Genomic DNA, 12,763 nt, shown 5'->3' on the forward strand with positions numbered 1-12,763 from the left:
TCACACCCGTTCCCATCCCGAACACGGAAGTTAAGCTCTCCAGCGCCGATGGTAGTTGGGGCCAGCGCCCCTGCGAGAGTAGGACGTTGCCAGGCAGTATTAGCAGAAAAGAGGCTGGATTATATCCAGTCTCTTTTATTTTTTATTATGTTTCATTTTATCTAAAAAAGGTCATTATATAATTGTATAACTGAGTTTCTGTTGATTTGTTTCCTTGCATTTTTCATTCATTCGCTATATAGTAAAAGTAAGGTCAAATATAGTCAAAGTCAGCTGCAACAAGGAGGAGGTAGAGTGAGAAATATTTCTGACATAATTGAACAGTATTTAAAACAAGTTCTTCATACAAGTAACAAAGATATTGTTGAAATTAAACGGAGTGAGATCGCTGATAAATTTCAATGTGTTCCTTCGCAAATTAATTATGTTATTAATACCCGTTTCACATTGGAAAGAGGTTACATTGTTGAAAGTAAACGCGGGGGCGGAGGATATATTCGGATTATGAAAGTTAAGATGCAAAGCGGAGCGCAGTTAATTGATCAGTTGCTATCTCTTATTGGTAACCGAATTAGTCAATCGAGTGCTGAAGATATTGTTCATCGTTTGGTAGAAGAAAAAGTAATTTCTGATCGAGAGGCAAATATTATGCTAAGTGTTATGGATCGCTCTGTTTTATATATTGATTTGCCGCATCGAGATGAACTAAGAGCGAGAATGTTAAGAGCGATGCTAACTTCATTGAAATATAAGTAAAGCTGCAGAGGGGTGAAAAACTTGATATGTCAAGAGTGTAAACAAAGACCGGCCACCTTGCATTTTACAAAAATTATTAACGGTGAAAAAACGGAAGTTCACCTTTGTGAGCATTGTGCTCAAGAACGTGGAGAGATGTTAATGTTTTCGGAAAATGCAGGTTTCTCCATTAATAATTTATTAGCAGGTTTATTGAATCTTGAATCTCCTTTGAAAGAAGCTAAAACAAGCGCTTTTCAGGGACCGGAAATTTTACAATGTGAACGTTGTAAAATGACATATCACCAATTTACAAAGGTAGGCCGGTTTGGTTGTTCGGATTGTTATCATACATTTTCTAGACACTTGCAGCCAATATTGAGAAGACTGCATAGCGGAAATGCCACTCACGCAGGTAAAATACCAAAACGTATTGGTGGAGCGATCCATATACGAAAACAAATTGAAAAATTAAAACAAAAACTACAAGATCTTATCGTTAGAGAAGAATTTGAAAAAGCTGCCAATGTCCGCGATGAAATCCGTTCTCTCGAATCTCGGTTAATGGAATATGGAGAGGGGGGATTATAATTTTATGTCATTAGAGAAATTTCTTAATACAGCAGTGAGCTCTTGGATGAGCCAAGAAGGACCTGATTCCGATATTGTATTAAGCAGCAGGATTAGATTGGCGAGAAATATTGAGGATTTTCAATTTCCTACTGTATTTACAAATGAAGAAGCACAAGAAATTGTTGATCTGTTTGAAAAAACATTTGCTTATAAATCATACGTTCCCTTTGGGAAATTTGAACTATTAAAAATGAATGAGCTTCAGCCAATTGAGAAGCGGGTATTGGTTGAGAAACATTTAATAAGTCCTCATTTAGCTGAAGATTGTGCATTCGGGGCGTGTTTGCTTTCAGAAAACGAAGAGGTTAGCATCATGATTAACGAGGAAGATCACATACGAATTCAATGTTTGTTCCCAGGTCTTCAACTAACAGAAGCTTTAGATGTGGCAAATCAATTGGATGATTGGATCGAGACTCATGTTAACTACGCATTTGATGAAAAACGTGGTTATTTAACTAGTTGTCCTACAAATGTAGGGACAGGGATGCGCGCTTCGGTAATGATGCATCTGCCGGCTCTTGTTTTAACGCAGCAAATGAATCGAATTATCCCTGCTATTAATCAACTTGGACTAGTAGTAAGGGGAACGTATGGAGAAGGCAGTGAAGCTTTAGGGAATATATTTCAAATATCTAATCAAATTACATTAGGAAAGTCTGAGGAAGATATTGTTGAGGATTTAAAAAGTGTTGTTCAACAATTAATTGCTCAAGAAAGAATGGCAAGGGAGGCATTAGTCAAAACTTCTAACATACAATTAGAAGACAGAATCTTTCGCTCTTACGGTATATTGACAAATAGCCGTATTATTGAATCAAAAGAGGCAGCTCAATGTTTATCTGATGTACGATTAGGAATAGACTTAGGATACATTAGAAATGTCTCTCGAAGTATTTTGAATGAGTTAATGATTTTAATGCAGCCAGGTTTCTTACAACAATATGCTGGAGGAGCTTTAAGACCAAGTGAACGGGATGTTCGTAGAGCTACTCTAATTCGTGAGCGTTTGAAAATGGAAGAAAGGAAGTATCAAGAAATGGAGGGTGATGAGGAATGATGTTTGGTCGATTTACAGAAAGAGCGCAGAAAGTATTGGCTCTAGCACAAGAGGAAGCAGTCCGCTTAGGACATAACAATATTGGTACAGAACATATTTTGCTTGGCCTCATTCGTGAAGGTGAAGGGATTGCCGCGAAGGCGTTAACTGCCTTGGGACTAGGGCCGGAAAAAATTCAAAAAGAAGTGGAAGCGCTCATCGGCCGAGGCCATGAATCAATGCAAACAATTCACTATACGCCGCGAGCGAAAAAAGTCATTGAACTTTCTATGGATGAAGCGCGAAAACTGGGTCATTCTTATGTTGGTACGGAACATATTTTACTTGGCCTTATTCGCGAAGGCGAAGGTGTAGCAGCCCGCGTGCTTAATAATCTAGGGGTTAGCTTAAATAAAGCACGACAACAAGTATTGCAATTGTTAGGTAGCAATGAATCCGTTGCTGGACATCAAGGCGGTACAGCATCTCACGTAAGTACCCCTACGTTAGATAGTCTCGCTCGCGATTTGACTGCAATTGCTCGAGAAGGTAGCCTCGATCCTGTTATTGGAAGAAGCAAAGAAATACAACGCGTGATTGAAGTATTAAGTCGTCGTACAAAAAATAACCCTGTTCTTATCGGTGAACCAGGGGTAGGTAAAACAGCGATTGCGGAAGGACTGGCACAGCAAATTGTAAACAATGAAGTGCCGGAAACTCTTCGCGACAAGCGCGTGATGACATTAGATATGGGAACCGTGGTCGCGGGTACAAAATACCGTGGTGAATTCGAAGACCGCTTGAAAAAGGTAATGGATGAAATCCGCCAAGCTGGTAACATTATTTTATTCATTGATGAGTTGCATACATTGATTGGAGCTGGTGGTGCAGAAGGGGCGATTGATGCATCAAACATTTTAAAACCATCTCTTGCCCGTGGAGAATTGCAATGCATTGGTGCAACGACATTAGATGAATATCGTAAATATATCGAAAAAGATGCGGCACTTGAGCGTCGTTTCCAGCCGATTTACGTTGATGAACCGACCATTGAAGAGTCTATTCAGATTTTAAAAGGATTGCGTGATCGTTATGAGGCACATCATCGCGTATCCATTTCCGATGAAGCAATCATCCAAGCTGTCAAGTTATCAGATCGCTATATTACCGATCGTTTCCTTCCAGATAAAGCAATTGACTTAATTGATGAAGCATGCTCTAAAGTACGTCTTCGTTCCTTTACCGCTCCTCCAAACTTAAAAGAATTAGAACAAAAATTAGAGGAAGTACGCAAAGAAAAAGACGCTGCTGTTCAAAGCCAAGAATTCGAAAAAGCAGCTTCATTGCGAGATGCTGAACAACGGTTACGCGAACAACTTGAGGAAACGAAGCGAGCTTGGAAAGAAAAACAAGGACAAGAGAATTCAGAAGTAACCGTTGAAGATATTGCCATGGTTGTATCAAGTTGGACGGGAATTCCAGTATCGAAACTAGCACAAACAGAGACGGAACGTTTGTTAAAACTAGAAGAAATTCTCCATTCTCGTGTAATCGGTCAAGAGGAAGCGGTTAAAGCAGTTGCTAAAGCAGTACGTCGTGCTCGTGCCGGATTAAAAGATCCAAAACGCCCAATCGGTTCATTTATTTTCTTAGGACCAACTGGAGTAGGTAAAACAGAATTAGCTAGAGCGCTTGCGGAAGCGATGTTTGGTGATGAGGATGCTTTAATTCGTATCGATATGTCAGAGTATATGGAGAAGCATTCAACTTCTCGTTTAGTCGGTTCTCCTCCTGGATATGTAGGATATGAAGAAGGCGGACAATTAACGGAAAAAGTTCGTAGAAAACCATATTCAGTCGTATTGTTAGATGAAATGGAGAAAGCTCATCCAGATGTATTTAACATTCTTTTACAAGTATTAGAAGATGGGCGTTTAACGGATTCAAAGGGAAGAACGGTCGATTTCCGCAATACAATTTTAATTATGACATCGAATGTTGGTGCTGATGCATTGAAGCGAAATAAATACGTTGGCTTCAATGTTCAAGATGAAAATCAGCAATACAAAGATATGAAAGGAAAAGTGATGGAAGAGTTAAAGAAAGCATTCCGTCCAGAATTTTTAAACCGTATTGATGAAATCATTGTTTTCCATTCATTAGAGAAGAAACATTTAGCACAAATCGTTAATTTAATGGCTGAGCAATTGGTAAAACGTTTGAAAGAGCAAGACATTGATTTAGAATTAACGGAGGCAGCAATCGAAAAAATTGCACAGGAAGGATACGACCCTGAATATGGTGCACGTCCATTGCGCCGGGCGCTTCAAAAACATATTGAAGATCGCTTATCCGAAGAATTGCTTAAAGGCACAATTACAAAAGGACAAAAAGTAGTCGTAGATGTAAAAGATAATGAATTTGTAGTATTAACGGGAGAAACGGTACAATAAAGCCAATGAAGCAGTAAGAGGCTGACCCTAAAGCAAAGTGTCAGACCCCATAACACAATATATAAGACATAACATTGAGTAAATGAACTATGTATTGTGGAATGCGCGTGAGGTCAGACACTTTTGGGGCAGCCCCTTCTTTTGTATTTTTAATGAAGAAAGGAAATAGTGGAATGGCAAAGAGAAAGACAAAGTTTATTTGTCAAGAATGCGGTTATGAATCACCGAAATGGATGGGGAAGTGCCCCGGATGTTATATGTGGAATTCAATGGTAGAGGAAGTTGAGCGGACAAAGCAAACTCCAAAGGGAGTATTTATTCATTCTTCGCAGCAAACGATATCGAAGCCTGTGCCCATTTCCACAATTGAAACGTCTCAAGAGCCCCGAATGCTAACTGATTTATCAGAGTTTAATCGTGTTTTAGGTGGTGGAATTGTAAAAGGCTCCCTCGTATTAATTGGTGGGGATCCTGGGATTGGAAAATCAACGCTTCTTTTGCAAGTTTCTGCCCAAATGGCTATGAAAGGACATAAAATTTTATATATTTCCGGAGAGGAATCTGTAAAGCAAACAAAATTACGTGCAGATCGTCTGCATGTTAATACTGACCAACTATATGTAATGGCTGAAACGGATTTAGAATATATCATCCAAACGATCGAGGAAATGAATCCGGCTTTTGTCATCATTGATTCAATTCAAACAATCTACCATTCGAATATTACTTCAGCACCTGGAAGTGTATCCCAAGTGCGTGAGTGTACAGCTGAACTTATGAGAGTAGCGAAGACAAAAGGAATCGCTATATTTATTGTCGGTCACGTCACAAAGGAAGGATCGATTGCTGGACCGAGAATTTTAGAACATATGGTAGATACGGTTCTTTATTTTGAAGGAGAACGCCATCATACGTATCGAATTTTGCGGGCTGTGAAAAACCGCTTTGGTTCGACAAATGAAATCGGTATTTTTGAAATGAGAGAATCCGGTTTATCAGAGGTTGAGAATCCTTCAGAAATTTTTCTTGAAGAGAGATCGCAGGGGGCAGCAGGCTCAACTGTTGTAGCTGCTATGGAAGGAACAAGACCGGTCTTAGTGGAAATTCAAGCGTTAATTTCACCAACCAGCTTTGGTCACCCGCGAAGAATGGCTACGGGAATTGATCATAATCGAGTTTCTTTATTAATGGCAGTGCTTGAGAAGCGGGTAGGTTTGCTATTGCAAAATCAAGATGCTTATTTAAAAGTAGCTGGCGGAGTCAAATTAGATGAACCAGCGATCGATTTAGCGATTGCTGTTAGCATTGCATCAAGTTTCCGTGACCAGCCAACCAATCCGGCTGATGTCATTATTGGTGAGGTAGGATTAACTGGGGAGGTTCGCCGTGTTTCCCGCATCGAGCAGCGTGTGCAAGAAGCAGTAAAATTAGGATTTAACCGCATTATTATTCCGAAAAATAACTTAGGGGGATGGACCGTTCCAAAAGGTGTGGAAATAATCGGGGTTTCTGATGTCGCTGAAACGCTTGAGTATGTATTAGGAAATTCATATAATCCTTTCCAATAAGTTTTACAAATTTTTATCAAACTCTTTAAAAATGTACTAATATTGGTTTCAAACATTCGAAACTGTTTATAATGGTAATATGAGGAGGTGAAAAAATGTTAAAAAGAATTGTTCAATTGTTTTTTCTTATTGTCGGGGGGATGTTAGGAGTTATTTTTCTTCCGGATTTATTGGGTTTGTTAAATATTAGAAACGCCCCTTTTTTGAATAGTCCTTATATTTTAGCGATATTAGGAGCTCTTATTTTATTTATCATGACATTTTGGTTAGTTGATTATATTGTTGGTCTCATACATTGGATTGAGGAGTCGCTGGTCAAGGCACCAGTTACTGATATTTTATTTGGCAGTCTAGGATTAATTTTTGGCTTGATTGTTGCCTTTTTAGTTGTTATGCCGCTTAAGGCGTTCCAATTTCAAGTGCTCAACACGGTGTTGCCTATTTTTCTAACTGTTTTGTTAGGGTATTTAGGGTTTCAGGTCGGATTTAAAAAACGCCATGAACTTATGAACTTATTTTCTCTTTCTAACCGAATGGCAAAGAAAAAAGGAAATGATGAAGAAGTTGAAAATAGTAAAGGTCGGGCATTGAAAATATTGGATACAAGCGTCATTATCGATGGCCGAATTGCTGATATTTGTCAAACTGGATTTTTAGAAGGAACCATTGTGATTCCACGTTTTGTCTTAGAGGAGTTACAACATATTGCCGACTCATCGGATGTGCTGAAGCGAAACCGTGGACGCCGCGGTCTTGACATTTTGAATCGCATTCAAAAAGAATTAGATAGGAAAGTTGAAATTTATGAAGGAGATTTTGATGATATTCAAGAAGTAGACAGCAAACTTGTCAAATTAGCAAAATTGATTTCCGGGGTTGTGGTTACTAACGATTTTAATTTAAATAAAGTATGTGAATTGCAAAATGTACCGGTACTAAATATCAATGATTTAGCCAATGCCGTAAAGCCAATTGTGCTTCCTGGGGAAGAATTAAATGTTCATGTGATTAAAGACGGGAAGGAACATAATCAAGGTGTGGCATACTTGGATGACGGTACAATGATTGTTGTTGAAGATGGAAGAGACTATATCGGTAAGCGAGTCGATGTAATGGTCACAAGCGTGTTGCAAACATCGGCAGGAAGAATGATTTTTGCAAAGCTGAAACTTCTTGAAAAAGCATTATAGACTTTGGTTAGGGGAATGAGGAATGTTTTATCAGGTTGTAATTCCTGCTGCTGGACAAGGAAAACGAATGAAGGCAGGTAAGAATAAACAATTTATTGAACTTTGTGACCAACCTGTTATTGTCCATACATTAAAAGTGTTTGAGCGGGATGAATGGTGTGAAGGAATCATTCTTGTTATTAATGAAGCGGAACGTGAGCAATTTAATGAAATAGTAAAACGTTACTCGATTAAAAAAGTCATTTCTATGGTAAGCGGCGGTACTGAGCGTCAGCATAGCGTTTACAACGGCTTGAAAAAGATTCAAAACAGCGATATTGTTCTTATTCATGATGGGGCACGTCCTTTTATTACAGTAGAGAAAATTCATGAGCTTGTTCAAGCAGCGAAAGAACATGGAGCGGCGGTTATAGCTGTGCCAGTAAAGGACACAATTAAACGGGTATTTGATGGATATGTCCATGAAACGGTGGAACGCTCTAGCTTGTGGGCTGTACAAACTCCACAAGCTTTTCATGTTTCACTTGTGTTAGAAGCTCATGAACGTGCTTCTTTGGAGGGATATATTGGAACAGACGATGCCAGTCTTGTTGAGCGAATTGGAAAGCAGGTAAGGATTATTGAAGGAGATTACCGGAATATAAAATTAACGACTCCTGATGATTTATTATTTGCACAAGCTATTTTGTCGAATTGGACAAGCTGTTAAAATAGAGAGAAAAAGGAGGACCATTATGTTTCGAATTGGTCAAGGTTTTGATGTTCATCAGTTTGCCGAAGGACGTCCTCTTATTATTGGTGGAGTTGAAATTCCATATGAAAAAGGGCTGCTTGGACATTCAGATGCTGATGTTTTACTTCATGCTGTGGCCGATGCATGTTTAGGGGCCATTGCTGCTGGGGATATCGGCAAACATTTTCCGGATAACGATCAAAGATATAAAGATGCCGATTCTGCTGTTCTTTTACAACATGTTTGGAACCTTGTAAAAAAAGAAGGTTATCAACTAGTGAACCTTGATTGTACCATTATTGCGCAAAAACCGAAAATGGCGCCGTATATTGAGCAAATGAGAGCAAGAATTGCGGAATTACTAGAGGGAGAACTGTCTCAAGTTAATGTGAAGGCGACTACTACTGAAAAGCTGGGCTTTACGGGTCGTGAAGAAGGAATCGCTGCACAAGCGGTTGTTCTATTGCAAAAGAAATAACTGTTTTTGAACTTTTCTCTTGTATAATGTTAAAATAACGTAGGATACTCGGATTATCGAAAATTTTATGGAGGGTTATCGACAATGTCACAAGAAGTAAGAGTGCGTTATGCGCCAAGTCCAACAGGACATTTACATATTGGCGGAGCGCGAACAGCGCTATTCAATTATTTATTTGCACGTCATCACAATGGTAAGTTTATTGTGCGTATAGAAGATACTGATATCGAACGTAACGTTGAAGGTGGAGAACAATCACAATTAGAAAACTTAAAATGGCTTGGTATTGAGTATGATGAATCGATTGATAAAGATGGCGGATACGGTCCTTATCGCCAAACTGAACGCCTTGATATATATCGTAAGTATGCAAATGAATTATTAGAAAAAGGATATGCGTATAAATGCTTCTGTACGCCAGAAGAATTGGAGCAGGAGCGTGAAGCTCAAAAAGCTGCCGGCATAGCGGCTCCACAGTACAGCGGAAAATGCCGTCATTTAACTCCAGAGCAAGTAGCACAATTGGAAGCGGAAGGAAAGCCATATACGCTTCGTATTAAAGTTCCAGAAGGAAAAGTATATGAATTCGAAGATATGGTTCGCGGCAAAGTAGTATTTGAGTCAAAAGATATTGGAGACTGGGTGATTGTAAAGGCAAACGGCATTCCAACCTATAACTTTGCTGTTGTGATCGATGACTATTTAATGAAGATTACGCACGTATTCCGTGGAGAAGAACACTTATCGAACACACCAAAGCAATTAATGATTTACGAATATTTAGGATGGGAAGCACCGAAATATGGTCATATGACACTAATCGTTAATGAAAATCGTAAAAAGCTATCTAAGCGCGATGAATCAATTATTCAATTCGTATCTCAATACAAAGAGTTAGGCTATTTACCGGAGGCAATGTTTAACTTTTTTGCTTTACTAGGATGGTCACCAGAAGGAGAAGAAGAGATTTTTACAAAAGAAGAATTAATTAAAATCTTTGATGTTTCTCGCTTATCAAAGTCTCCTTCGATGTTCGATAAACAAAAGCTAACATGGATGAACAACCAATATATTAAAAAATTAGATTTAGACCGATTAGTTGATCTGGCACTTCCGCATTTAGTGAAAGCAGGCCGCCTACCTGAAAATATGAGCGATGAGCAGAAGCAATGGGCCCGTAGCCTTATTGCACTTTATCAAGAACAAATGAGCTATGGTGCGGAGATTGTAGAATTATCCGAGTTGTTCTTTAAAGAGGATATTGAGTATAATGATGAAGCAAAAGCAGTATTGGCAGAAGAACAAGTGCCAGAAGTATTAAAAGCGTTTTTAGAGGAAGTGAAAAATCTAGAAACGTTTGAAGCTGAAGCAATCAAAGCAGCGATTAAAGCGGTACAAAAAGCAACGGGACAAAAAGGAAAGAAATTATTTATGCCGATTCGTGTCGCGACGACTGGCCAAACTCATGGACCGGAGCTGCCGCTTGCTCTTCAGTTACTAGGTAAAGAAAAAGTAATCAGCCGTTTAGAGAAGCTAATTAATTAACATTTTTGACCTGTTATAATATAGTAATGATAACAAGTCAATAGATGGCTAAAACGTTGATGAGGAGAAGTAAAAAACATTGACATTACAGAGAGAATCACCTTGGCTGGAAGTGATTCATGTTCAATGTTTTTGAAATGCGCCTCTGAGTCTCCTTTCGAATCAGAGATGCTCTGTATTAGAATGGAGCGGATTCTCTTCCGTTATAAGAGTTGAGGGAGCTAAACACTTCATTTGTTTAGCTAAACAGAGTGGAACCGCGCATTTGAGCGTCTCTGTGTTTATAAACACAGAGACGCTTTTTATTATTCTTGCAGGCAGATAGGAGGGAGAATATGTATGTTTAAAACATTAAAAGAGGACATTGAAGTCATTTTTGAGCAAGATCCAGCGGCAAGGAGTTATTTGGAAGTTATTCTTACTTATTCAGGATTACATGCGATTTGGGCTCATCGCATTGCCCATGCTTTTTACAAACGTAAATTTTTCTTTATCGCAAGAGTTATTTCACAGATTAGCCGTTTTTTTACAGGAATAGAGATTCATCCAGGAGCGAAAATTGGCCGTCGCTTTTTCATTGACCATGGCATGGGGGTTGTGATTGGAGAAACATGTGAAATTGGGGATAATGTGACGGTTTATCAAGGGGTGACATTAGGAGGAACGGGAAAAGAAAAAGGAAAACGTCACCCAACAATTAAAGATAATTGCCTCATTGCCACAGGGGCAAAAGTACTTGGGTCGATTACCATTGGAGAGAATTCAAAAATCGGCGCTGGTTCTGTTGTTCTAAAGGATGTACCGCCTAACTCTACTGTTGTCGGCATACCTGGACGTGTCGTTGTTCAAAATGGTGTTAGAATTAAAAAAGATTTAAATCATACAGATTTGCCAGATCCAATTGCTGACAGATTAAAAGAACTAGAAATGGAAATTGAAAAGCTAAGAAACGAACTTAACGAACTAAAGGAAAGGAAGATAGAAAATGACCATTCAGCTTTATAATACGATGACCCGCAAAAAAGAAGTTTTCGAACCAATAGAACCAAATAAGGTGAAAATGTATGTATGCGGTCCAACCGTTTATAACTATATTCATATCGGAAATGCTCGGCCAGCCATCGTTTATGATACGATTCGCCGCTATCTAGAATTTCGAGGTTATGAGGTTCAATATGTTTCCAACTTTACTGATGTAGATGATAAATTAATTAAAGCAGCAAAAGAATTGGGAGAAGATGTTCCAACCATTGCGGAGCGTTTTATTCAAGCGTATTTTGAAGATATATCTGCACTAGGATGCAAAAAAGCGGATGTTCATCCTCGCGTAACAGAGAACATTGATATTATTATTGAGTTCATTGAACAGCTTATCGAAAAAGGATATGCATATGAAGCAGACGGAGATGTGTATTACAAAACAAGAGAATTTGCCGAATACGGAAAGCTTTCTCATCAATCGATTGATGAATTGCGAGCGGGAGCACGCATTGAAGTGGGCGAGAAGAAAAAAGATCCGCTGGATTTTGCTCTATGGAAAGCGGCAAAAGAAGGAGAAATTGCTTGGGATAGCCCATGGGGCAAAGGAAGACCAGGCTGGCATATTGAGTGCTCGGCAATGGCGCGTAAATATTTAGGTGATACGATTGACATTCACGCAGGAGGACAGGATTTAACGTTTCCACATCATGAAAACGAAATTGCTCAGTCTGAAGCGTTAACAGGAAAAACATTTGCAAAATATTGGTTGCATAATGGTTATATTAACATTAATAATGAAAAAATGTCTAAATCTCTTGGAAACTTTGTACTTGTTCATGACATTATTAAACAAATTGATCCGCAAGTGCTACGATTCTTTATGCTTTCTGTACATTACCGTCATCCAATTAACTATAGTGAAGAATTGTTAGAGAGCGCAAAAAATGGATTAGAGCGTTTAAAAACTTCGTATTTTAACCTTAAACATCGTCTAGAAAGCAGTACAAATTTAACACATAATGATGAGCAGTGGTTAGATAAAATTAAAGGTTATCGTGAGGCATTTATTAAAGAAATGGACGATGATTTTAATACAGCGAACGCCATTGCTGTTTTGTTTGAATTGTCGAAGCAGGCCAATTTATATTTGCTGGAAAAGAACACATCAGAAACAGTGATTCAAGCATTTTTAACAGAGTTTGAACAGTTATTCGATGTATTAGGTCTTACTTTGCAAGAGGAGCAGTTACTGGATGAAGAAATTGAAGCGCTCATCCAAAAACGAATGGAGGCTCGGAAAAATCGCAATTTTGCTTTAGCTGATCAAATTCGTGATGAATTAAGAGCAAAAAATATTATTTTAGAAGATACACCACAAGGAACAAGATGGAAAAGAGGATAAGGTTTG

Annotated in this window: 11 protein-coding genes, 1 rRNA gene and 1 other annotated feature; all 12 genes read left to right on the plus strand. The window is 38.6% G+C overall.

Annotation, left to right across the window (positions count from 1 at the left end):
• Positions 1-95: ribosomal RNA gene (gene rrf / locus HNQ85_RS16590) — 5S ribosomal RNA — on the plus strand; the annotation flags it as partial.
• Positions 96-294: 199 nt separating this feature from the next.
• Entirely contained in the window at positions 295-756 is a 462-nt protein-coding gene (locus HNQ85_RS16595; protein WP_181538828.1) for a CtsR family transcriptional regulator, read from the plus strand.
• A gap of 21 nt (positions 757-777) precedes the next feature.
• Positions 778-1,326 (plus strand): UvrB/UvrC motif-containing protein, encoded by a 549-nt coding sequence (locus HNQ85_RS16600; RefSeq protein WP_181538829.1) that lies wholly within the window; start codon positions 778-780, stop codon positions 1,324-1,326.
• A 4-nt stretch (positions 1,327-1,330) separates the two neighbouring features.
• Positions 1,331-2,428 (plus strand): protein arginine kinase, encoded by a 1,098-nt coding sequence (locus HNQ85_RS16605; protein ID WP_181538830.1) that lies wholly within the window; start codon positions 1,331-1,333, stop codon positions 2,426-2,428.
• Positions 2,425-4,860: an ATP-dependent protease ATP-binding subunit ClpC gene (clpC, locus tag HNQ85_RS16610; protein WP_181538831.1), complete on the plus strand. Its 2,436-nt coding sequence runs from the start codon at positions 2,425-2,427 to the stop codon at positions 4,858-4,860. The genes HNQ85_RS16605 and clpC overlap by 4 nt, the downstream gene beginning before the upstream one ends.
• Before the next feature lie 173 nt (positions 4,861-5,033).
• A complete protein-coding gene (gene radA, locus HNQ85_RS16615; RefSeq protein WP_181538832.1) occupies positions 5,034-6,428 on the plus strand; it encodes a DNA repair protein RadA in 1,395 nt (464 codons plus the stop codon).
• A 95-nt stretch (positions 6,429-6,523) separates the two neighbouring features.
• Positions 6,524-7,618: a PIN/TRAM domain-containing protein gene (locus HNQ85_RS16620; RefSeq protein ID WP_181538833.1), complete on the plus strand. Its 1,095-nt coding sequence runs from the start codon at positions 6,524-6,526 to the stop codon at positions 7,616-7,618.
• 22 nt (positions 7,619-7,640) lie between these two features.
• Positions 7,641-8,327, plus strand: coding sequence for a 2-C-methyl-D-erythritol 4-phosphate cytidylyltransferase (gene ispD, locus HNQ85_RS16625; protein ID WP_181538834.1), 687 nt, complete (start codon positions 7,641-7,643; stop codon positions 8,325-8,327).
• Positions 8,328-8,352: 25 nt separating this feature from the next.
• Positions 8,353-8,829, plus strand: a complete 477-nt coding sequence (ispF, locus tag HNQ85_RS16630) for a 2-C-methyl-D-erythritol 2,4-cyclodiphosphate synthase (protein WP_181538835.1) — start codon at positions 8,353-8,355, stop codon at positions 8,827-8,829.
• An 84-nt stretch (positions 8,830-8,913) separates the two neighbouring features.
• Positions 8,914-10,374: a glutamate--tRNA ligase gene (gltX, locus tag HNQ85_RS16635; protein ID WP_181538836.1), complete on the plus strand. Its 1,461-nt coding sequence runs from the start codon at positions 8,914-8,916 to the stop codon at positions 10,372-10,374.
• A gap of 47 nt (positions 10,375-10,421) precedes the next feature.
• Positions 10,422-10,654 (plus strand) — a binding site (T-box leader).
• A 59-nt stretch (positions 10,655-10,713) separates the two neighbouring features.
• A complete protein-coding gene (gene cysE, locus HNQ85_RS16640; protein ID WP_181538837.1) occupies positions 10,714-11,379 on the plus strand; it encodes a serine O-acetyltransferase in 666 nt (221 codons plus the stop codon).
• A complete protein-coding gene (cysS, locus tag HNQ85_RS16645) occupies positions 11,360-12,757 on the plus strand; it encodes a cysteine--tRNA ligase (protein ID WP_181538838.1) in 1,398 nt (465 codons plus the stop codon). Before cysE ends, cysS begins: the two co-directional genes overlap by 20 nt.
• Positions 12,758-12,763: the final 6 nt, after the last annotated feature.

It is taken from the genome of [Anoxybacillus] calidus, assembly GCF_013760845.1.
Lineage (GTDB): Bacteria > Bacillota > Bacilli > Bacillales > Anoxybacillaceae > Paranoxybacillus > Paranoxybacillus calidus.